Source organism: Sphingopyxis sp. HIX, assembly GCF_001468285.1.
Lineage (GTDB): Bacteria > Pseudomonadota > Alphaproteobacteria > Sphingomonadales > Sphingomonadaceae > Sphingopyxis.
The window spans coordinates 15,753-37,165 of sequence record NZ_LNSB01000011.1; the positions used below are offsets into that span (position 1 = coordinate 15,753).

The following is a 21,413-nucleotide window of genomic DNA, read 5'->3' on the forward strand; positions in this document are numbered from 1 at the left end:
GATGGTCTTAAGCGGCGCGCGAGAAATGACAATGCGCATCGCCTTCATGGGAACGCCGCCCTTTGCGGTGCCGACGCTCGCCGCGCTGCATGCCGCGGGGCATCAGATCGTGGCCGTCTACACCCAGCCCCCCCGCCCCGCGCAGCGCGGCAAGAAGGTGCAGCAGAGCGCGGTGCACAACTGGGCCGAAGAACACGGCCTGCCCGTGCGCACGCCGAAGAGCCTGCGCAGCGAAGAGGCACAGGCCGAATTTGCGGCGCTGGGTCTCGATGTCGCGGTGGTCGCGGCCTATGGCCTGATCCTGCCGCAGGCGGTGCTCGCTGCCCCGCGCGAGGGCTGTCTCAACGTCCATGGCTCGATCCTGCCGCGCTGGCGCGGCGCGGCGCCGGTGCAGCGCGCGATCCTGGCGGGCGATGCCGAGACCGGGGTGACGATCATGCAGATGGACGTGGGGCTGGATACTGGCGCGATGCGGCTGGTCGAGACCACGCCGACCGCGGGCAAGAGCGCGGGCATGCTGACCCACGAGCTCGCCGAAATGGGCGCGCTGATGATGGTCAAGGTGCTGAGCGATCTCCACGCCTTCCAGCCTGAAACGCAGCCCGAGGAGGGCGTCACTTATGCGGCGAAGATCGACAAGAGCGAGGCGCGGCTCGATTTCCTGACGAGCGCGGTGCAGGTCGAGCGCCAGATCCGCGCGTTCAATCCGATGCCGGGCGCCTTCTTCGAACTCGAGGGCGAGCGCTACAAATTGCTCGCCGCCGAGGTCGTCCATCCGGCCGAGACCGTCGCGGGTGCCGCGCCCGGCGTCACGCTCGACGATGCGCTGACCGTCGCTTGCAACCCCGGCGCGATCCGCGCGACGCGCGTCCAGCGCGCGGGCAAGCCCGTCATGGACGCCGCCGAGCTGCTGCGCGGGCGTGCGATCGCCAAGGGCACGCGGCTCGCATGACGCGTTTTGCCCTGACCATCGAATATGACGGCCGCCCCTATATGGGCTGGCAGCGGCAGGCGCATGGGCCGAGCGTCCAGCAGACGATCGAGGCGGCGGTGCACCGCATCACCGGCGAGGACGCGGCGGTGTTCAGCGCCGGGCGCACCGACGCCGGCGTCCATGCCATCGCGATGCGCGGCCATGTCGATATCGACAAGCCGCTGACGCCCTTTCGCCTGATGGAGGCGATCAACGCACAATTGCGCCCCGCGCCGGTCGCGATCGTCGCGTGCGAGGAAGCCCCCGACGACTGGCATTCGCGCTTCGCCTGTACCGGGCGCAGCTATGAGTATCGCATCGTGAACCGGCGTGCGCCGCTGACGTGGGACAAGGGGCTGGCGTGGCAGTTCGCGCGCCCGCTCGACGCCGCGAAGATGCACGAGGCGGCAAAATTGCTGCTTGGGCTCCACGACTTCACGACCTTCCGCTCGGTCAACTGCCAGTCGCAAAGCCCGGTGAAGACGCTCGACCGGCTGACCGTCAGCCGCCACGGCGAGGAGATCATCGTCGAGGCCGCGGCGCGTAGCTTCCTCCACCACCAGGTGCGGTCGATGGTCGGCTGCCTTGCGCTCGTCGGTGAAGGCAAATGGTCGGCGCGCGATCTGCAGGCGGCGCTCGAGGCGGCGGACCGGCAGGCGCTGGGGCTCAATGCGCCGCCGGATGGGCTGTATTTCGTGAGCGCGACTTACCCCTGAGCCCTCTCCCCTTGGGGGAGAGGGGCAAAGAAAAAGGGCGGCCTTTCCGGACCGCCCTTTCCTTTTCTCGCCACGGCGAAGCCCGCGCTTAGAGCGCCTTCTCCACATAATATTTCGGCGCATGCTCGTTCAGGATCTGGAGGATCTTCGCCTGCGCCGTCTTTTCGTCGCTCTCTTCCATCGCGCCCAGTTCGCGGGCGAGGCGGCTCGAGGCGGCTTCGAAGATCTGGCGTTCCGAATAGCTCTGCTCGGGCTGGTCGTCGGCGCGGAACAGGTCGCGGGTCACTTCGGCGATCGACACCAGGTCGCCCGAATTGATCTTCGCTTCATATTCCTGGGCGCGGCGCGACCACATGGTGCGCTTGACCTTCGGCTTGGTGGTCAGCACCTGCAGCGCTTCCTTCAGCGTCTTGTCCGACGACAGCTTGCGCATGCCCACGCCCTCGGCCTTGTTGGTCGGGACGCGCAAGGTCATTTTTTCTTTTTCAAAGCGCAGGACATAAAGTTCGAGCTGCATGCCGGCGATTTCCGACCGCTGCAGTTCGATGACGCGCCCCACGCCATGCTTCGGATAAACGACATAGTCACCGACTTCGAAGAGGAGGGTGTTCGCGGACATGCAGTTTCCTTTCTGTGCCTCGTCGGTAACGGGAAAGCGCGTCAAAGCCGGTGCATCCTGCCCTCGGTTGAGGTGGATCGAAGCATTTCGGCGGCGCTAGCCAGTCAGAGTGACAAGGGATATGGCTCCATCGGAAACGCCGATCGCGCCCCAGCCCAGCGACGGGAAGAGGCAGAATGTCGGCGTGTTGATATTTATTATAACAGAGTCGCAACAAAATTGCCACCCCTTGGCGGAAATGCGTGGGTGGCCGCCTTGACGGCCCCGGCGGACCGTTTCAGGCTGGGACGAAATCATGAAATGGGGATACCGCGATGCAGGATCAAGTCTGGTGGATTACAGGGGCTTCGTCGGGGATCGGCGCCGCGCTGGCGCGGGGACTTGCCGCGCGCGGCGCGCGACTGATTCTGTCGGGCCGCAACCTTGCCGCGCTGGAAGCGGTGGCGAAGGATGTCGGCCCGGGCACGATGATCCTGCCCTTCGAAGCCACCGACTACGCCGCGCTGCCGACGATGGTCGCGGAAGCGTGGAACTGGTGCGGACGGATCGACGGGCTGGTCAACAACGCCGGCATCTCGCAGCGCAGCCTCGCGGTCGAAACCGACTTTTCGGTCTATGAAAAGATCGTCGCGGTCGACCTGCTCGCGCCGATCGCGCTGACGCAGGCCTTGCTGCCGCGCTTGGTGGGCGCGGGCGGCGGACAGATCGTCGCGATCTCGAGCGTCGCGGGCATCGCCGGGGTGCCGCTGCGCAGCGCCTATTGCGCCGCGAAGCACGGCCTGATCGGCTATCACGACAGCGTGCGGGCGGAGAACGAGCATCTGGGGCTGAAAGTGCTCGTCGTCGCGCCGGGATCGGTCGCGACCAACGTCAGCCGCAATGCGCTGAACGCCGACGGCAGCACGCGCGGCGAAAGCGACAAGGCGATCGACAACGGCCTGTCGCCCGATTTTGCCGCGGCGCAGATATTGGATGCCGTGGCCGCGGGAACGCGCGAACTGGTGGTTGCCGAAGGCGCCGAGGCCGCGATTCCCGCGCTCCGCCGCGCCGATCCCGACGCGCTGTTCGACCGGATGAGCGCGATGGTCCAGGCGGGCTATGCCGCCCAGATGAAAGCGGGCCGCGAGGGATAAACCCCGCGGCCCGCCCTCATCGAGCCGGGCGCGCCGGTCAGCCGCCGGTGAATTTGGCGTTGGCGATCAGCGGGTCGGCCGCCGGCTTCTTCGCGAAATCGGCGTCCGACGGGACATAGGCCGGGTTGAAGCGTTCGAGCCAGTTCGACGCGCCGCCGAGCCATTCGACGCGCTCTTCCTTGGTAAAATAGATGCCATAATGGCCGTTCTTCGGCTGCTCGATATATTCGAAATCGACGCCCTGCTTCTTCCCGCTGCCCTTCAGCCGCGACACCAAGGTCCGCCCCTGCGCGATCGGGACGCGCGGATCGCGCACGCCGTGCACGATCAGGATCGGCGCCCATTTGGTATCGGTGTTCCGCGCGGGCGACACATCGGTGAGCGAATTGGCACCCTTGGCGAGATAATTGGCGCCAAAGGAGCCGAGATAGCCCTTGTCATAGTCGCGCATCATCGGAAGGTCGTAGACGCCGGCACCGGCGATGGTGCAGCGCCAACGCTGGGGATCGCGCTGGGCGGCGCGCGCCGAGGCATAGCCGCCATAGGACCAGCCCATCATGCAGGCACGCTTGGCATCGACCATGCCCTGCGCCGCCAGATAGTCGACCACATCGTTGAGATCGTCCTGCATGCGCGTGCCGAAACCGTCCTGGCGGCCCGATTTCACGAACTCGTTCCCATAGCCGCCCGAGCCGCGATAATTGGGCTGCACGACGACATAGCCCTGTTCGGCGATGGTCTGGGCCCATTGGTCATAGGCAGCATAGTCGCGCACGCCATAGGGACCGCCGTGGGTCAGCACCACGATGGGCAGGTTCTTCTGCCCGGCGCGCAGCCGCGGCGTCGTCAGGATCGCCTCGATTTCCAGGCCGTCGCTCGCCTTGTAGCGGATCGCTTTCACCGGATTGAGCTTGCCGTCGCCCAGCGCATCGCTGCGATGACCGATCAGCGCGAACTTCCCGCTTTCGACGTCATAGAGATAATAGCTGCCGATCTGGTCGGCGCTGGCCATCGAGACGACCAGTTTCTTGTCGCCATCGTCGCTGCTGACGATGTTCGCATTTCCTTCGCCGAAATCCTCGTTCAGGAAATTCTGGATCGCGGCCAGTCGTTCGTCGGTGAATTTACGGCGCGCCCGGTCGGTCGCATAGGCATAACCGACGATCCCGTCGCGGTCTTCGTTCGGGATGGCAGTGCCGACGTCATATCCGGGGACCGAAAAGAGTTTTTCGCCGATTTCCATCGTCGCCAGATTGGCCTTGTAGATCGCGCGATAGCCCTCGTGGTTGCTCGACACGATCGCCATATCGGGCTCGTTCAGAAAGACGATCGGCTGAATGCCCGAGCCGGTGAAATCCTTGTCGATGACCTTCTGCACCGTGCGGAAATTTTCGCCGGGACCCGAGCGATAAAGATAGCGGCTCTCGCCGGTATCGCGATCCGATCCGAAGCCCATCCGGACCACGCCCTTGCTGTCGGCCGCCCAGCCGCCGACCACCGGGTTCGTCCGCTGAACCGTTTCCAGCACCTTGCCCGTCGCGACGTCGACCCAGTCGACCTGGTAGCTGAAGCGCTTTTCGGTGTCGCCATCGTCGATCTGCCGCGCCAGCAGGATACGCTTCTTTTCCTTGTCGATATGCAAAATGGTCGAAGCGTCCGCGGTCGCCATGTCCCAGGCCAGCGGATGGGTCTTCCCCGTCTGCGTATCATAGGCGGCAAGACGGCCGATATCGACGCGCTGTCCGAAAAGCGCGATGAACTCGCGCGAGGCGAGTTCGAGAATCAGATAGCGGTCATCGACCCAGCGATAGCTGGTGACGTCGCGCTGGCCGGCTTCCTTGAAGGTCGATGCCCGCGCAAAAATCTGCGGCTTCGAGCCGGGTTTGGAAAGGTCGAGAACGGCATAGCCGAACTCGTTACCCGCGCCGAGCGTCATCGCGATCTTGGTGCCCCCGGGCGACATCTGGAGGTCGCTCATCAACGGCAGCGACGCCAGCACGTCGAGACTGACCTTCTCGGCCACCGGCTTGCCCGGCGTGTCCGCCGCGATCGCAGGCATCCCCATTGCCGACGCGAGCAACGCCGCGGCAAACATCTTCTTGATCATCATCGTCTCCGTTCTCGCGCCCCTGACGAACGGCGCAACCCACTGGCTTGCGGGCCGATTGCCCGCAGCTACCCCATGAGCAAGCCTAGGAAGGCGGCCCGGCAATGGCAACAAACTTAAGTTGAAAATGAAACCAAAAAGCCCCGCCGGATCGCTCCGGCGAGGCTTTTCGTTGCCCGCGCGGGCGGTTCGGCTCAGGCCGCGCCGTGCGCCAGCGCCGCGAGGAGCAGGATCGCCACGATGTTGGTGATCTTGATCATCGGGTTGACCGCCGGACCCGCGGTGTCCTTGTACGGATCGCCGACGGTGTCGCCGGTCACCGCGGCCTTATGGGCCTCGCTGCCCTTGCCGCCGTGGTTGCCGTCCTCGATATACTTCTTGGCATTGTCCCATGCGCCGCCGCCCGAGGTCATCGAGATGGCGACGAACAGCCCGCCGACGATCACGCCGAGCAGGAGCGCGCCGAGCGCCTCGAGCGCTTCGGCCGGGCCCGCGACCGCGCGGATCACGAAATAGACGACGATCGGCGCGAGCACCGGCAGCAGCGACGGCACGATCATTTCCTTGATCGCCGCCTTGGTGACCAGGTCGACCGTGCGCGCATAATTGGGCTTCGATTCATAGGTCATGATGCCCGGGTTGCTCTTGAACTGGTCGCGAACATCCTTGACGACCTCGCCCGCCGCGCGGCCCACGGCGGTCATGCCGAACGCCCCGAAGAGGTACGGCAAGAGCGCGCCGAGCAGCAGCCCGACGATCACGTACGGCGACGACAGCGAGAAGGTCAGCGGTGCGTCGAGGCCGAGCTTAGCCGAATATTCGGTGATGTCGGCGGTGTAGGTGCCGAACAGCACCAGAGCCGCCAGACCCGCCGAACCGATGGCATAACCCTTGGTCACCGCCTTGGTCGTGTTGCCCACGGCGTCGAGCAGGTCGGTCTTTTCGCGCACGCTGTCGTCGAGCCCCGCCATTTCGGCGATGCCGCCGGCGTTGTCGGTCACCGGACCATAGGCATCGAGCGCGACGACCATGCCGGCCAGCGCCAGCATCGCGGTGGCGCCGAAGGCGATGCCGACGATGCCCGCGATCTGATAGGCGATGATGATGCCCGCGCAGATGACGAGCGTCGGCAGCGCGGTCGCTTCCAGGCTGATCGCAAGACCCTGGATCACGTTGGTGCCGTGGCCGGTTTCCGAGGCCTTGGCGATCGACCGCACCGGGCGATAGTTGGTGCCGGTGTAATATTCGGTGATCCAGATGATCAGGCCGGTGATGATCAGGCCCAGCAGCGAGCAATAGAAAAGGTCGGTGCCGTTGAACTCGGTCCCGGCGATGTTGGTCGCCATGTCGCCGAGCGCATATTGCGTCGAGAACCAGATCGCCGGGATCGACAGGACCGCGGTGACCAGGAAGCCCTTGTACATCGCGCCCATGACGTTGGTCCCGCCGCCGAGGCGGACGAAATAGGTGCCGATGATCGAGGTGATGATACACACGCCGCCCATCAGCAGCGGCAGGCTCATCAGCGGAACGAGCGCATCGCCCGCGCCCTTCAGCAGCAGCGCGATCAGCACCATGGTGGCACCGACGGTCACGACATAGGTTTCGAAAAGGTCGGCGGCCATGCCGGCGCAGTCGCCGACATTGTCGCCGACGTTGTCGGCGATCACCGCGGGGTTGCGCGGATCGTCCTCGGGAATTCCGGCTTCGACCTTGCCGACCAGATCGGCGCCGACGTCGGCGGCCTTGGTGAAGATGCCGCCGCCGAGACGCGCGAAGATCGAGATCAGCGAAGCACCGAAAGCGAGCGCGACGAGCGCGTCCACCACCGTGCGGTCCTCTTGACCGACGGTGTAGCCGCCGGGACCGGTCAGATACCAGAAGAAGACCGAGATCGCGAGCAGCGCGAGCCCCGCCACCAGCATGCCGGTGATCGCGCCGGCGCGGAACGCCATGGTCAGGCCGGCCTGCAGCCCGGTCTGCGCCGCGGCCGCGGTGCGGACGTTCGCTTTCACCGAAATGTTCATGCCGACGAAGCCGGCGACGCCCGACAGCACGGCGCCGATGACGAAGCCGGTGGCCGAGATCGGGCCGAGGAACCATCCGACCAGCACGGCGACGACGACGCCGACGATGGCGATGGTGCGATATTGCCGGCCGAGATAGGCCTTGGCGCCTTCCTGGATGGCGGCGGCGATTTCCTGCATCTTCTCGTTACCGGCCGAGGCGCCGAGCACCTGCCGGGAGGTAACGAAGCCATAGAGCACGGCCAACAGGCCGCACGCTATCGCGATCAAAACCGGATTCATGCGTGTCTCTTCCTTCCCCATGAGAAGGGCGACGCGTGAGATAGCAGTCGAACGTCCGACTTATTGATGCCGGCTCGCTCTCTCCCCTGATGCGACCGCCCCAAATTTGGACGCCGGGGTTATGGGAAGAAAGAAAGCCGAGGGCAACCCCGCTTTTTCGGCAATTTTCCGACCGATCCAAGGCGTTGCGCAGATAAATAGGGACAGTCCCCATTTAATATTCTCAAGCGTGCGAACCTGACATCCGCGCCGCCGATTAAATAGGGACTGTCCCTATTTATCAGGCTGCTATCAGTGCATGAAACCGAGACGCGCGGGCAGCGCGATGCGCTGCGCGCGGTGGGTGAGCGTGATTCCCTGCCCCACCCCGACATGGCCGACCGGCGTCGCGGCGACATTCAGCCCCGACGCGATCTCGCGAATGGCGGCGGCGGCATTCGTATCGGCGGTGAAGAGCAATTGATAATCGTCGCCCGCGCTCGCCGCCGCGAGCCGCGTATCGAGAACGTCGGGGCGCACCGCGAGCAGCGCCGCCGACAGCGGGATCGATTCGATCATGATCCCGAATTCGCAGCCGCTGGCCTCCGCCATGCGCTGCGCGTCGATGAACAGGCCGTCGGAGACGTCCATCATCGCATGGACATGCGGGACCACCGCCTGGCCGAAGGTCAGCTGCGGCTGCGGGCGGCGATAGGCGGCGAGGCAGGTCTCGTTCGCCTCCTCCTGCCCCAGCCGCATTGCGAGGCCGAGCCCGGCGTTGCCGATCGTCCCCGTCACCCAGATCTGGTCGCCCGGCCGCGCGCCGCTGCGCGATGGCGCCCCGCCCGCCGGGGCACGGCCGATCCCGGTGAGCCCGAAGCTGCGCGGCGCGCCCGCGGGCGCACGCACCGTGTCGCCCCCCAGCAGGATGATACCGAAACGCCGCAGCGCGATATCGAGCCCCTCGGCAAACCCCGCGTCCCACGCCGCGTCGCCGAGGCTGTAACCGACGAGGATGCCGACGGGCACCGCGCCCTTGGCGGCGAGGTCCGAGAGGTTCACCGCGACGAGTTTCCACGCGACATCCTGCGGCGTGTCATCGGGCAGGAAATGGATGCCCTCGACGATCATGTCGTGGGTGAGGACGAGGCCTTCCCATACCGCTGCATCATCCGCCAGCCCGCGCGCGGCGGGATCGGTCGCAATGGCGCGCAGACGGGCGATGAAGTCGGCTTCGCTCACATCACCCTCCTCCGTTTGCCCTGAGCTTGTCGAAGGGCCGTTCTTCCTTTGACGCCCTAACAGAAAAAGGACGGTCCTTCGACAAGCTCAGGACGAACGGATTTCGGATGGGAGTTTAGCTCTTCGTCCGCACATCCTTGCCGATCGCATCGAGCAGGCCGTTGGCAAACCCCGCTTCGCGCCCGTCGAAGAAGGCCTTGGCGACATCGACATATTCGCTGACCACTGCGCCGACCGGCACGTCGCCGCGCGCGACGAGTTCATAGGCGCCGGCGCGCAGGATCGCCTTCATCGTGCGGTCGAGCCGCTCCATCGACCAGCCGCTCGCGAGACGCGCGACGATCGCGGCGTCGATCTCGGGCAGCCGCGCGAGCGCGCCCTTGACGATGTCGTCGAAGAAGGCGACGTCGGCATCGGCATATTCGGCGTCCTCGATCGTGGCGCCGATGCGGTGCTGGTGGAATTCGTGGATCAGCTGCGCGACCGGGGTCGCCTCCATCTCATGCTGATAGAGCGCCTGCACGGCGGCGAGGCGGGCAGCGGAGCGGGATTGGGCGCGTTTGTTCATGGCTTTTCTATTTCAGTCTGTTCTGGACGCTGAGCGCGTGGGCGGGCAGCCCCTCGGCGCGCGCGAGCGCGACGGCAGCGGGCCCAATAGCGCCCAGCGCCGATTCGTCCAGTGCGAGAAAGCTGGTGCGCTTCATGAAATCGGTCACCGACAGCCCGCTCGAGAAACGCGCGCGGCGCCCGGTGGGCAGGACATGGTTCGGTCCCGCGACATAATCGCCGATCGCCTCGGGGGTGTGGCGGCCGAGGAAGATCGAGCCCGCGTGGCGCACCCTGGCGAACAGCGCATCGGCGACGTCGGCGTCGACTGCGAGTTCGAGATGCTCGGGCGCGAGGCGGTCGCTTAAGGGTATCGCGTCGGCCAGCGTCGGCACGACGATCACCGCGCCGTTCTCGGCCCAGCTCGCCTGCATCGTCGCCGCGGTGCTCAGCGTCGGGATGACATGCGCGACCGCCGCGGCGACCGCATCGGCAAAATCGCCGTCGTCGGTGAACAGGATCGACTGGCTGGTCGGGTCGTGCTCGGCCTGGCTCAGGAGGTCGGCGGCGATGACATAAGGGTCGTTGCGCGCGTCGGCGACGACGACGATCTCGCTCGGCCCCGCGACCATGTCGATGCCGACGACGCCGTAGAGCTGGCGCTTCGCCTCGGCGACCCAGGCGTTGCCGGGGCCGGTGACCACATCGACCGGCGCGATCTTCGCAGTGCCATAGGCCAGTGCCGCGACCGCCTGCGCCCCGCCGACGCGCCAGATCTCGTCGACCCCGCCGATATGCGCGGCGGCCATGACGACCGGATTGACCTCGCCGTCGGGCGTCGGCGTCATCATCACGATGCGCTCGACCCCCGCGACCTTGGCGGGAATGATGTTCATCAGGACCGACGAGGGATAGGCCGCCCGCCCGCCGGGCACATAGACCCCCGCGGCATCGACCGCATTCCAGCGGGCGCCGAGGCGGGCGCCGGTCGCGTCGCGATAGTCGCGGTCCTCGGGCAATTGCGCGGCGTGATAGGCGCGGATGCGCTCCGCCGCGAGGTCGAGCGCGTCGCGCAGCTTGGGCGCGAGCGCTTCATAGGCGGCGGCGCATTCCTCCTTCGAGATGCTCCAGCCGCGTGCGTCGAGATCGAAGCGGTCGAATTTCGACGTATAATCGGCGAGCGCGGCGTCGCCCTCGGCCTTCACCCGCGCGACGATCGCGGCGACGTCGGCCGACACGTCGGACGCGCTTTCGCGCCGGTCGTTCACCAGCGCGTCGAACGCCGCCGAAAAGCCGGGGTCGGAGGCGTCAAGCCGCCGCATCGCCGACCGCCTGGCGGAAGCGCTCGACCAGCGCCGGCACCTCGGCCGAGCGCAGCTTGAACGCGGCGCGGTTGACGATCAGCCGCGCCGACACGTCGCTGATCACCACCTGCTCGGCGAGCGCATTCTCGACGAGCGTGCGCCCGGTCGAGACGAGGTCGACGATGTGCGAGGCGAGCCCAAGCTTGGGCGCGATCTCCATCGCGCCATTGAGCTTGATGCACTCGGCCTGGATGCCCTGCGCCTCGAACCAGCGGCGCGTGGTGCCGGGATATTTGGTCGCGACGCGGATGTGGCTCGCGCCGATCCCCGGAGGCGCGCTGTCGGCGGGGCCCGCGAGCGACAGGCGGCAATGGCCGATGCCGAGGTCGACGGGGGCGTAGAGCTCCGAATAGTCGAACTCGTCGATCACGTCCGATCCGACGATGCCGAGCTGCGCCGCGCCATGCGCGACGAAAGTGGCGACGTCGAAGGCGCGCACGCGGATCAGCGAGATGTGCGGCTGGTTGGTGCCGAACACCAGCGCGCGGCTCTTGGGGTCGAAGAAATCGGCCGCGGGCTCGATGCCGACGCGCGCGAGCAGGGGCAGCGCCTCGTCGAGGATGCGCCCTTTCGGGATGGCAAAGATGATCGGTTGGGGCATAAGCGCCCCGGCCCATAAGGCGCGCCGGGAGAAAGGGCAATGAGCGAGCGGTATCGACCGATGGAACTGGACGACAAGGGAGCCGGCATGGTCCGCGACGCCTTTCACAATCAGGTGCTGTACTGCCGCGCGAACGACGCCCCGGTGACCGCGCGGATCGTCGCCGCGCTGGCGACCCTGCTCGACAAGCCCGCGACCGAATTCGCGCGGCGGATCGCCGAGTGGCAGGGCGCGCCGCTCGCCGATGCCCTTCCTCTGCGCGCGGCGGGCGGGCTGCATGCGCTGCACCTAGCGGGCGCGGCGCGCGAGCTGGCACCCGTCTATGCCGACGCCGACGGGATCAACGATGCGGCGATCGTCGCGGGAGTGGTGCGGCGGAACGAGGCGGCGCTGCTGCCGTGGCTCGATGGGCCGCCGCAGACCAACGAAGCGGGGCGCTCGGCCAATTTTATCGCGGCGATGCTGTGGCTGACCGAGCAGGGGCTGCCGCCGCGCTTCGAATGCCTCGAGATCGGGTCTAGCGCGGGGATCAATCTGATGCTCGCGCGCTATCATTACGACCTCGGCGGGGTGCAGGTCGGGCCGCAGCCGGGGGTGATGGCCTTCACCCCCGAATGGCGCGGGCGGCACCCGCCGCAGCACAAGATCGCGATCGCGGGGACGAAGGGCTGCGACGTCGCGCCGGTCGACCTGACCGATCCGGCGCAGGCGCTGCGGCTCAAGGCCTATATCTGGCCCGAGCACCGCGTCCGTTTCGAACGCATGGAGGCCGCGATCGCGGCGGCGCGCGAGGAAAAGCCCGATATCGTGCAGATGAATGCAGCCGATTTCGTCGAGGCCGAGCTCGCGAAACCGCAGGCCGCGGGGACGGTGCGGGTGCTGATGCACTCGATCGTCTGGCAATATGTGCCTGCCGACCAACAGGCACGCGTGACCGCGGCGATGGAGGCCGCGGGCGCGCGCGCGACCGCCGAGCGCCCGCTGGCGTGGATCGCGCTCGAGGCGAACCGCACGGTGCACAGCCATGAACTGGTCGTGCGATACTGGCCCGGCGGCGACGCGCCGAAGCTGCTCGGGCGATCGCACGCGCATGGCGCGTGGGTGGAGTGGCTGGCGGGCTGACCGGTTTCGGGCGATAGCAGACAAGCCAACTTATAAATCCCGTTCGTGTCGAGCGAAGTCGAGACACGCTTGGGGCGCGCCAGCCTTCGCGTGTCTCGACTTCGCTCGACACAAACGGAAAATAGGGGACGGTCTGGAAACCACCCAAAACCGCCAAATTCAAAGCCGCGCTTCGAGCCGCGCGAGCAGCGCCTGCACCGGCGGCGGGGTCACCGGCGACTGCCAGCCCGCTTCCAGCGCCGCGATACGTTCGAACAGGCGCTCGCTCGCCGCGATGATCCTACGGATCGGCGATTCGAACTGGATGCAGATGTCCCAGTCGGCCGCGACGGGTTCGCCGATGCGCGCCGCGCTGTCGTTCGGGCCCGCGCCGGCGTCGCCCGCCATCATTGCGCGGCGGTGGAGCAGCCAGGCGATGATGTGCATCAGCCGCGTCGTGGTCTTGAGCGATTCGCAGGCGAGCCCGATATGGAGCAAAGCGTCGCGGCTGCCCGCTTCGCCCAGGTCGCGCGCCGCGGCAAAAGCGGTATGCGCCTCGTCGGCGAGGAGCATCGCGTCGACATAGAGATTCTCGACCTGTGCACGCTGGACCGGCAGCCCGATCGGCGCTTGTGCGGAAAGCCCCCTGTTCATGAAAAAAATATGCCACGCCGGCGGGGGTGGTAGCAACGCCGCTAACCATCATTTTCACGGCGCGCTGGCGTCCCGTTTTGAATCACGCCGCGGGCGGGTCAGGCGATGATATCGGGGACCAGCTGATCCTCGCACCAGGCGATCTCGTCGCGCAGGCGCAGCTTTTTCTTTTTCAATCGAGCCAGTTGCAGCTGGTCGGGAATCGGCGATGCGCCGAGCGCGATGATCGCGGCGTCGAGGTCGCGATGTTCGACGCGGAGCAGTTCGAGGCGCTGGCTGATCTCTTCGGGGGTCACAGCGTGCCTCCTGCCAGAATCACACTTTGTCCGCAACGGGGACCGCCTCGGCGAATCGCCGCGTTAACCGCTCCACAATCGCATCGATCCATGTTTTACTTCGCCTGCCAACCGAGTCGAAAATGAAGGAGACTGGCCGATGAACATGTCGCACCTTTCCGCCCTGAAGTCCCGCCACGCGGACCTCGACGCGAAAATTGCGAATGAAGAACGGCGCCCGGCCCCCGATGTGGGCCTGCTGGCACAGCTCAAGAAACAGAAGCTCAAGATCAAGGAAGAGCTTTACGCGATCGGCTGACGATCGCCGGAGGGCTTACTGAGCCCTCGCAAGTCAGGCCGCCGGTTGGTCGGCTGCTCCTTCCAAAGGTGGAACGGGTCAGCGCGGACGGATCGGCGGCCGGCCCTTGTTCAGGCGAAGGCCGGCGAGCGTCGGCGGCACTTCTTCCTTTTGCGGCGCGACGTCGCGGCGCACCGCCTGCGGATTGATCGCGCGGTCGAAGGCGATCCCGAATTTCTTCTCGCCGGTCCAGACGATGCGCCCGGGCACCGGCCCGATGTTGCGCAGCTCGACCTCGACCGCAGTCCCCTGCGCAACCGACACCGGGCTTTCGGCGAGCATGCCGCCCGCCGACAGGTTGCGCACGCGCACGCTGACCGGCTCGGCCCTGCCGGCGATCGCCACCCGCGCCTGCATGAACAAACTGTCCCGGTCGGCGCCGCGCGACAGCGCCGCCACTTCTTCGTCCACCGATGTCGGCACGCGCGATTCCATTGCGACCTGTTCCCCGCGTTAAAAACTCACGGGCGGGAACCTAGGGCGCAGCCCTTGCGGAAACGTAAATAAAGCGAAGTCGTCCCGACTTGGTGCAGACTTTCTCAGTCTTCGCGCGAAATCCGCTCGTTGCGCTCGTGGCGCTCCTGCGCCTCGAGCGTCATCGTCGCGATCGGGCGCGCCTGCAGCCGCGCGAGCGAGATCGGCTCGCCGGTCACCGCGCAATAGCCATATTCGCCCTCGTCGATGCGGCGGATCGCCGAATCGATCTTCGAGATCAGCTTGCGCTGGCGGTCGCGAGTCCTGAGTTCGATCGCCCAGTCGGTCTCGCTCGACGCGCGGTCGGCGAGGTCGGGTTCGCGCAGCGGCCCATCCTGCAGCTGCGCCAGCGTCGATTCGCTTTCGGTCAGGATCGATTTTTTCCAGGCGAGCAGCAGGCCGCGGAAATAATCCTGCTGCCGCGAATTCATAAACTCTTCGTCGTCGCTGGGGACATAGTCCGAATCGAGGTTGGATTTGGCTTCGCGGAGCGCGTCGGCGCCAATGTCGGCGGTCTGGGTCGGCATGACGGGCTCTAACGTCCTTTCGTCTCGCGGTCCCGCCGGACGTGGCGGACCGGGGGAGTGGCGCGCCTATAACCAGCCGTTGGGTGGGACACAAGCGCCGAAGCGGCGGATAGAGGCGGCGCGGTGAAGCAGGGCTGAACCGGCGCGCGCGCCGGCCCGATTCCCGGACGCCTCGCCGCATAAGTCCGGGGCATGATTTCGGGCCGAAAGTTAACCAAGCACAGGGAATCGCGGCAACTTCCGTCCGGTTTTGGGACAGTCGGTTCGATGGGTGTTGATTCCCTCGACCTTTTCCCGCTGCTGGACAGTCAAACGGGGTTAACGCCGTGGACGCGTTCACAAAGCTTTGGCCATTTGGCCCTAGCAGAAGGTGCAAGCGGGTGCCGGGGTGTGGCGCCTTCCCACCAAGCAACGGGAAAAGAGAGAGAAACCTATGTCAGTCCGAATGGCCCTCGCAAAGCTCTGCGCCTGCACCTGCGGCGGCGCGATCATCGGCACCGGTGCGATGCAGATCAGCGACGTGCCCGCGGCGGCACAGGTGCGCAAGGTCAGCAGCTGCTCGCCCTGCACCGGCAAGAAGCCCGTCGTGCGCAAGCGCTACGCGGCGAAGAAGCCGGTCAAGCGCGTGCGCCGCGTGGTCACCACCAAGAAGGTCATTCGCACCGCGACCCCGCAGACGCAGGTCGTGACGCAGACCATCCCCCTGCCCCCGATCCCCTATGCGCCCTTCCCGCAGCGCGGCGGCTGGGAAGGCGGCGGCGGTGGCGGCGGCGGTGTGACCGTGGTCGGCGGCGGCTTTGGCGGCGGCTTCGGCGGCGGTTTCTTCGGCGGCTTCTTCGGCGGTTCGTCGTCGGGCGGCGGCAGCAGCGGCAGCATCGTCGTGACCTCGACCACCACCGGCGGCGTCAGCACCTCGTCGAGCACCTCGTCGGGCGTGTCGACCTCGACCGGCGGCGTTTCGACCTCGACCTCGACGGGCGGCGTCTCGACTTCGACCGGCAGCGTCTCGACCTCGAGCGGCGTGTCGACCTCGACGGGCAGCGTCAGCACCTCGACCGGCGGCGTGTCGACCTCGACCGGCGGGGTGAGCACCTCGACCGGCAGCGTCAGCACCTCCTCGGGCAACGTCTCGACCTCGTCGGGCAACGTCAGCACGTCGTCGTCGAGCAGCAGTTCGTCGTCGAGCTCCTCGTCTTCGTCCTCCTCGTCGAGCTCGTCCTCGTCGGGCGGCGGCAATTCGTCGAAGGGCGGATCGTCGCACGGGTCCTCGCATGGCAGCTCGCACGGGTCATCGCACGGCAGCTCGCATGGCTCGTCGCACGGCAATTCGTCAAAGGGCGGATCGTCTCATGGCAGCTCGAGCTGGGGCGGATCGTCGCACGGTTCGAACGGCGGTTCGGGCGGCAGCTCGTCGTCGAGCGGCGGCTCGGGCAGCAGCAGCTCTTCCTCGTCGAGTTCCTCGTCTTCGTCGTCCTCGTCGAGCAGCAGCACGTCCTCGGGCGCAACCTCGTCGGGCGCCACCGGCGGCACCAGCAGTTTCGGCGGTTCGAGCAGCAGCTCGTCCTCCTCGTCGAGCAGCAGTTCGTCGTCGAGCTCGTCCTCGTCGAGCTCGGGCGGCAGCAGCGGCACTTCGTCGGGCACCCCGACGCCGGTCCCCGCACCGCCGATGCTCCTGCTCTTCGGCGCCGCCGCCGCCGCGCTCGTCGCGCGCCGCCGCGCGGCCAACCGCAACGACCAGGAACAGGACGCGGCATAAACCTATCCACTGGCGGCCGGTTCGTCCGGTCCCCTATCGAAGGCCGCCCCACGGGGCGGCCTTTTTTTTGGCCGGGATATCGGGTTTTGGGCGGCGAACGGACGCAGAGAGGAAAGTCAGCCCCCTTTGAAGCCTCTGCGCCTCTGCGCGAACATCATGCGGCCTGCGACAGCAACCGCCCCCTTCAATCCACATGCTCGGGCTTGCCCTTGGTCGAGCCCCTGGCGAAATCCTCGAGCTGCTTTTCGGTCATGCTCTCGGCCATTTCCTTCGACGCGCCTTTCAGCTTCGACTTGGGCGTATCCCCGCGCTTCGCGCTGAGCGCCGCGCCCGCGGCTTGCTGCTGAGCTTTGGACTTGGCTGGCATCGTCTTTCTCCTGCCCGACCCCGTCATCCGTTAACGCCCCTACCCATTAACGATCGTCCCGCCGTTGGGATGCAGCACCTGACCGGACATATAGCTGCTGTCGTCGCACGCGAGGAACAGGAAGCACGGCGCGACCTCATTGGGTTCGCCGGGACGCTTCATCGGGGTGCTCTCGCCGAAGGTGGCGACCTTCCTGACCGGCGCGCCGCCGCGCGGGTTGAGCGGAGTCCAGATAGGGCCGGGCGCGACGCCGTTGACGCGAATGCCCTTGCCCACCAAGTTTTCGCTCAGCGAGCGGGTGAAGGCGGTGATTGCGCCCTTGGTCGCGCTATAGTCGAGCAGCCCGGCCGAACCCTGGTACATGGTGACGCTGGTGCAATTGACGATCGCCGCGCCTTTCTTGAGGTGCGGCAGCGCCGCCTGCACCAGATAGAACATGCCGAAGATGTTGGTGGCAAAGGTGCGCTGCAACTGTTCGGGACTGATGTCGCCGATATCCTCGGTGGGGTGCTGCTCGCCGGCATTGTTGATCAGGATGTCGAGGCGGCCGAGCTTGTCGACGGTCTTCGCGACGATCTTCGCGCCCGCGTCGACCTTGCCGACATCGGCCTTGACGATGATCGCGCGCTGGCCCTCGCCCTCGACGATCGCCGCGGTCTCGACCGCGTCGGCGCGGTTGTCGTGATAGACGATCGCCACATCGGCGCCCTCGCGCGCAAAGAGCGCGCACACCGCGCGCCCGATGCCGCTGTCGCCGCCGGTCACGATCGCGACCTTGCCGTCCAGCCGTCCCGATCCCGGATAGCGCGGCTGCCATTTGGGCGCGCGGTCGAGGTCGGCCTCGCGGTCCTTGGGCGGCTTGGCGATCGTCTTGCCCGCACCGACCTCTTTCTTCAGCTTCGCCGCGGCGCGCTTCTTGCCCTTTTTCTCCGCGGGGGTTTCGCCGACCTTGCCGGCCCTGGGCTGCTTCGCCATGCCGCGCCTCCTAGCGCCCTGCCCGGAAATCGCGCGCATAATCGGGCTTCACTGCGGCCACGAGTTTCGCCGTCACCGGCAGGTTGATCCGGTAATCGCCCTCGGCATAGGCGCCGATCTCATAGGGCGCGATCGCGATCGTCAGCCGGTCGATGTGCCGCCCGTCGGACGAGCCGAGCCACACGGTCTGCGCCGAGGCCGGTGGACATTTGGCGAACACGCCGTCGGGTTCGCCCTGCGGCCGAATGCCCTTGGCTGCCTTCGCACGCTTGATCGCGGCGCAGAAATCGTCGCGGATCGCGGCATCGAAGGCACTGCCACTGGCGAACAGGTCGAGCGGCGCGCGCTTCTCGCCGCTGTTGCGGTCCCAGATCAGCGTGTCGAAATTGGTCATCCCGTGCGCGCCGCCAGTATAGGTGTCGATCTCGCTCGACAGGCTGAGGAAACGCGGGGTGTTCGTGACGCGCTGCCATGTCTGGAGGTGGCTGTGCGCGCGATAGGGAAAGCCCTCCTTTTTCGCGAGCGCCTGGTCGCGGCGCGATTCGGCGACCAGCGCGTCGCGCTTCGTCGCACGGTCGCTGTCGAGCCATTCGGCGAGCCGCGGGATCTGCGCGGCTTCGAGTGGGTAGCTGTAGGCGAATTCCATCAGCTCGCTCTTTTCCTCGACGTTGGACGCCGTCGCCTTGGCGGCCTTCACATCGTCGATCGCCCCCGGCGGCGCCCCCGGCACTTTTGCCGCCGCCTCCTTTTCGGCCTGGGTCGGTTCGGGCTCGCCCGAGCAGGCCGCGACGAGCAGGATCGCCGGCACGAGCGCGGGGGCGAAGCGAGGGGAGATTCGGATAGCCATGCCCGAACAACGCCGGGAATCGACAAAGTTTCCGTGCGGGCCTAGCACCGCGCACATGACCGACTATTCCGACCTGATCCAGCCCGACAAGGGGCAGGACGCGCGCGCCATCCACCTCGTCGACAAGAAGAGCTACGATGGCTGGCTCAAAGGGCGCAGCGCGCGCGAGCGGGCGCATCTCGCCGCGGTCGGGTTCAAGCCCGACGCCTTTGTCCATGCGATCCTGCCCGGCGACGATCCGGAGAAATGGGGCGTCGTCACCGCGGTCGCGAATGTCGACAGCCTGTCGGCCTGGTGCCTCGCCAAGCTGGGGCAGATATTGCCCGACGGCCGCTACCGCGTCGAAGGCGCACAGCCCGGCAAGGCGATGTTCGGCTGGATGAGCGGCCAATATCGCTTCGACACCTATCGCCCCAAAGCCGAAGCGCGCGCGCCGCGCGTGCTGCTGACCAGCGACGTCGGCGCGATCGCGGCGGTGGTCGCCGAGATGCGCGCCACCGCGCTGGTGCGCGACATGGTCAACACCCCCGCCGCCGACATGGGACCCGCGGCGATCGAAAAGGAGGCCGAGCGCATCGCCAAGGCGCATGGCGCGAAGCTCACCGTCACCAAGGGCGAGGCGCTCGAACAGGGCTATCCGATGATCCACGCTGTCGGGCGCGCGGCCGCAAAGCACCACGCGCCGCGGCTGATCGAGATGGTCTGGGGCAAGGACAGCCACCCCAAGGTCGCGCTCGTCGGCAAGGGGATCAGCTTCGACAGCGGCGGGCTCGACATCAAGCCGTCGGCGGGCATGCGGCTGATGAAGAAGGACATGGGCGGCGCCGCGCATGTGCTGGCGCTCGCCGAGCTGGTGATGGCGGGCGGGCTGCCCGTGCGGCTGCACTGCCTGGTTGCGGCGGCGGAGAATGCGATTTCGGCCGACGCCTTCCGCCCCGGGGATGTGCTGAGGAGCCGGCTGGGGCTGACGGTCGAGATCGGCAACACCGACGCCGAGGGCCGGCTGGTGCTCGGCGATGCGCTGGCCAAGGCGAGCGAGGACAAGCCCGAGCTGATCGTCGATTTCGCGACGCTGACCGGCGCGGCGCGCGTCGCGCTCGGCCCCGACCTGCCGCCGCTCTTCGCCAATGACGATGGCCTGGCCGAGGCGATGCTGACGGGCGGCATCGAGCGCGACGACCCGCTGTGGCGCATGCCTTTGTGGGACGCCTATGCCGACCTGCTCGAAACCGACATCGCCGACCTCGGCAACGCGGGCTCATCGGCCTTTGCCGGGACGATCACCGCGGCGCTGTTCCTCAAGCGCTTCGTCGGCGAGGGCATCGCTTGGGCGCATATCGACACCTTCGCCTGGCGCCCCTCGGCCAAGCACGGGCGGCCCAAGGGCGGCGCGGCGCTCGGGCTGCGCGCGACCTGGGCGATGCTGCAGTCGCGCTATGACCGCCGCCGCAAGAGCGATGCTTCTTGATCAAGACGCCACCGCTGGGCTAATGCGCCGCGATTGAGCGCCGGACGGCGGTTTTGACGACATATCGGAACATCGAGTGACAGCAGAGGGCGAACATCTGGCGGCGGGTCGCATCCGCATGGGACGCCCCGGCGCGGTCGGCGCGGGGCGCGACCGTTTCGGGCTGAGCGGGACGTCGCAAAGCTACGACCCGCGCGTCGTCGCGATCCGCCCCGACCTCGCCGATATCGCGGTCGCGGGGCAGCATTTCGCGCCGCATTATGCCGCGCCGATGATGAGCAGCTGCGTGCTGCCCTCCGCGGTGCTGCGCAGCGCGCCGTCGCTCGATGCCGACCAGACGAGCGAATTGCTCTACGGCGAGGGCTTTGCGCTGCTCGACCTGACCGGCGGCTGGGCGTGGGGTTATTGTCTCGCCGACCATTATGTCGGCTATCTCGCCGCCGACGCGCTCGGCGCGCCGATCGCCCCGACGCACCGCGTGCGCGCCAGCGAAGCCCTGCTGCACAGCGCCCCCGACGCCGCGAGCGGCGGGTCGGCGGTGCTGCCGCGCGGCGCGCTGGTGATGGGCGAGGCCGAGGGCGAATGGCTCGCGACCGCACACGGCTACCTGCCGCTCGCGGCGCTGGTCGACGCCGATGCCGAAGAGCGCGATGCCGCCACGGTCGCCGAGGAAATGGTCGATACCCCCTATCTGTGGGGCGGGCGCACGGCCGCAGGGATCGACTGTTCGGGCCTCGTCCAGCTCGCCTGGGCGTCGGCGGGCGTGCAATTGCCGCGCGACAGCGACCTGCAGCTTGCATCGCTCGGCGCCGACAAGGATGTCGATCCGGCCGCACTCCGGCGCGGCGACCTCGTCTTTTTCCCCGGCCATGTCGGCATCATGGCCGACGCCAGCAACATCATCCACGCCAGCCGACGATGGATGGCGGTGAAGGTGGAGCCGCTGGCCGACGTGATCGCACGATCGGCCGCCAAGGGACATGCGCCGCCGGTGAGCGGCACTAAAAGACTGCGATAAACTT

Annotated in this window: 23 protein-coding genes; 7 read left to right on the forward strand and 16 right to left on the reverse strand. The window is 67.1% G+C overall.

The annotated features are described in order from the left end of the window. Nucleotides 1-31: 31 nt before the first annotated feature. Nucleotides 32-952 carry a methionyl-tRNA formyltransferase gene (gene fmt / locus ATE62_RS07080; protein ID WP_058809607.1) on the forward strand — a complete coding sequence of 307 codons (921 nt, stop codon included), beginning with the start codon at nucleotides 32-34 and terminating at the stop codon, nucleotides 950-952. Further along, nucleotides 949-1,689, forward strand: coding sequence for a tRNA pseudouridine(38-40) synthase TruA (gene truA, locus ATE62_RS07085; protein ID WP_058809608.1), 741 nt, complete (start codon nucleotides 949-951; stop codon nucleotides 1,687-1,689). Before fmt ends, truA begins: the two co-directional genes overlap by 4 nt. Before the next feature lie 88 nt (nucleotides 1,690-1,777). On the opposite strand, the gene ATE62_RS07090 is transcribed toward truA, so the two are convergent. Further along, nucleotides 1,778-2,308 carry a CarD family transcriptional regulator gene (locus ATE62_RS07090; protein WP_058809609.1) on the reverse strand — a complete coding sequence of 177 codons (531 nt, stop codon included), beginning with the start codon at nucleotides 2,306-2,308 and terminating at the stop codon, nucleotides 1,778-1,780. Between the two features lie 314 nt (nucleotides 2,309-2,622). Here ATE62_RS07090 and ATE62_RS07095 point away from each other — a divergent pair, with 314 nt between their 5' ends. Beyond that, nucleotides 2,623-3,441, forward strand: a complete 819-nt coding sequence (locus ATE62_RS07095) for an SDR family NAD(P)-dependent oxidoreductase (protein WP_058809610.1) — start codon at nucleotides 2,623-2,625, stop codon at nucleotides 3,439-3,441. 37 nt (nucleotides 3,442-3,478) lie between these two features. On the opposite strand, the gene ATE62_RS07100 is transcribed toward ATE62_RS07095, so the two are convergent. The 6 genes from ATE62_RS07100 to hisG form a co-directional block, all read right to left on the reverse strand. Further along, nucleotides 3,479-5,551: an alpha/beta hydrolase family protein gene (locus tag ATE62_RS07100; RefSeq protein WP_058809611.1), complete on the reverse strand. Its 2,073-nt coding sequence runs from the start codon at nucleotides 5,549-5,551 to the stop codon at nucleotides 3,479-3,481. Between the two features lie 191 nt (nucleotides 5,552-5,742). Continuing rightward, nucleotides 5,743-7,857: a sodium-translocating pyrophosphatase gene (locus tag ATE62_RS07105; RefSeq protein ID WP_058809624.1), complete on the reverse strand. Its 2,115-nt coding sequence runs from the start codon at nucleotides 7,855-7,857 to the stop codon at nucleotides 5,743-5,745. Between the two features lie 291 nt (nucleotides 7,858-8,148). Continuing rightward, a complete protein-coding gene (thiL, locus tag ATE62_RS07110; protein ID WP_058809612.1) occupies nucleotides 8,149-9,078 on the reverse strand; it encodes a thiamine-phosphate kinase in 930 nt (309 codons plus the stop codon). A gap of 115 nt (nucleotides 9,079-9,193) precedes the next feature. Continuing rightward, the gene (gene nusB, locus ATE62_RS07115; RefSeq protein ID WP_058809613.1) at nucleotides 9,194-9,646 is read right to left on the reverse strand and encodes a transcription antitermination factor NusB; all 453 of its coding nucleotides are present in this window, start codon (nucleotides 9,644-9,646) and stop codon (nucleotides 9,194-9,196) included. Nucleotides 9,647-9,653: 7 nt separating this feature from the next. Next, complete coding sequence (gene hisD, locus ATE62_RS07120) at nucleotides 9,654-10,946, reverse strand: histidinol dehydrogenase (RefSeq protein ID WP_058809614.1); 1,293 nt, start codon at nucleotides 10,944-10,946, stop codon at nucleotides 9,654-9,656. Then, a complete protein-coding gene (gene hisG / locus ATE62_RS07125; protein WP_058809615.1) occupies nucleotides 10,933-11,589 on the reverse strand; it encodes an ATP phosphoribosyltransferase in 657 nt (218 codons plus the stop codon). The genes hisD and hisG overlap by 14 nt, the downstream gene beginning before the upstream one ends. A 39-nt stretch (nucleotides 11,590-11,628) precedes the next feature. Between hisG and ATE62_RS07130 the strand changes: the two genes are divergently transcribed. Further along, on the forward strand, nucleotides 11,629-12,711 hold the full coding sequence (locus tag ATE62_RS07130; RefSeq protein ID WP_058809616.1) for a DUF2332 domain-containing protein: 1,083 nt from the start codon (nucleotides 11,629-11,631) through the stop codon (nucleotides 12,709-12,711). Nucleotides 12,712-12,870: 159 nt separating this feature from the next. Here the strand turns inward: ATE62_RS07130 and ATE62_RS07135 are convergent, their stop codons facing one another. Beyond that, nucleotides 12,871-13,344, reverse strand: a complete 474-nt coding sequence (locus ATE62_RS07135; protein ID WP_058809617.1) for a DUF1465 family protein — start codon at nucleotides 13,342-13,344, stop codon at nucleotides 12,871-12,873. Nucleotides 13,345-13,442: 98 nt separating this feature from the next. After that, complete coding sequence (locus tag ATE62_RS07140; protein WP_058809618.1) at nucleotides 13,443-13,640, reverse strand: YdcH family protein; 198 nt, start codon at nucleotides 13,638-13,640, stop codon at nucleotides 13,443-13,445. Between the two features lie 139 nt (nucleotides 13,641-13,779). Between ATE62_RS07140 and ATE62_RS22800 the strand changes: the two genes are divergently transcribed. Continuing rightward, nucleotides 13,780-13,938 carry a DUF465 domain-containing protein gene (locus ATE62_RS22800; RefSeq protein ID WP_082662654.1) on the forward strand — a complete coding sequence of 53 codons (159 nt, stop codon included), beginning with the start codon at nucleotides 13,780-13,782 and terminating at the stop codon, nucleotides 13,936-13,938. A gap of 78 nt (nucleotides 13,939-14,016) precedes the next feature. Here ATE62_RS22800 and ATE62_RS07145 read toward each other — a convergent pair whose 3' ends face one another. The 7 genes from ATE62_RS07145 to ATE62_RS07180 form a co-directional block, all read right to left on the reverse strand. Then, nucleotides 14,017-14,400, reverse strand: a complete 384-nt coding sequence (locus ATE62_RS07145) for a PilZ domain-containing protein (protein ID WP_231736168.1) — start codon at nucleotides 14,398-14,400, stop codon at nucleotides 14,017-14,019. Nucleotides 14,401-14,516: 116 nt separating this feature from the next. Continuing rightward, nucleotides 14,517-14,978 (reverse strand): RNA polymerase-binding protein DksA, encoded by a 462-nt coding sequence (gene dksA / locus ATE62_RS07150; RefSeq protein WP_058809620.1) that lies wholly within the window; start codon nucleotides 14,976-14,978, stop codon nucleotides 14,517-14,519. Nucleotides 14,979-15,695: 717 nt separating this feature from the next. Then, complete coding sequence (locus tag ATE62_RS07160; RefSeq protein ID WP_231736169.1) at nucleotides 15,696-16,214, reverse strand: hypothetical protein; 519 nt, start codon at nucleotides 16,212-16,214, stop codon at nucleotides 15,696-15,698. 111 nt (nucleotides 16,215-16,325) lie between these two features. Continuing rightward, complete coding sequence (locus ATE62_RS07165) at nucleotides 16,326-16,619, reverse strand: hypothetical protein (RefSeq protein WP_197411685.1); 294 nt, start codon at nucleotides 16,617-16,619, stop codon at nucleotides 16,326-16,328. Between the two features lie 299 nt (nucleotides 16,620-16,918). Next, a complete protein-coding gene (locus ATE62_RS07170) occupies nucleotides 16,919-17,101 on the reverse strand; it encodes a DUF3008 family protein (protein WP_058808396.1) in 183 nt (60 codons plus the stop codon). Between the two features lie 39 nt (nucleotides 17,102-17,140). Continuing rightward, complete coding sequence (locus ATE62_RS07175; protein ID WP_082662655.1) at nucleotides 17,141-18,076, reverse strand: SDR family oxidoreductase; 936 nt, start codon at nucleotides 18,074-18,076, stop codon at nucleotides 17,141-17,143. A 10-nt stretch (nucleotides 18,077-18,086) separates the two neighbouring features. After that, nucleotides 18,087-18,923: a DUF4163 domain-containing protein gene (locus tag ATE62_RS07180; protein ID WP_058808395.1), complete on the reverse strand. Its 837-nt coding sequence runs from the start codon at nucleotides 18,921-18,923 to the stop codon at nucleotides 18,087-18,089. A 55-nt stretch (nucleotides 18,924-18,978) separates the two neighbouring features. On the opposite strand from ATE62_RS07180, the gene ATE62_RS07185 reads away from it, so the two are divergent. Together ATE62_RS07185 and ATE62_RS07190 are read left to right on the forward strand one after the other, a co-directional pair. Further along, nucleotides 18,979-20,391 carry a leucyl aminopeptidase family protein gene (locus tag ATE62_RS07185; protein ID WP_058808394.1) on the forward strand — a complete coding sequence of 471 codons (1,413 nt, stop codon included), beginning with the start codon at nucleotides 18,979-18,981 and terminating at the stop codon, nucleotides 20,389-20,391. 76 nt (nucleotides 20,392-20,467) lie between these two features. Then, complete coding sequence (locus ATE62_RS07190; RefSeq protein WP_231736170.1) at nucleotides 20,468-21,409, forward strand: C40 family peptidase; 942 nt, start codon at nucleotides 20,468-20,470, stop codon at nucleotides 21,407-21,409. The last annotated feature ends 4 nt before the right edge of the window (nucleotides 21,410-21,413 follow it).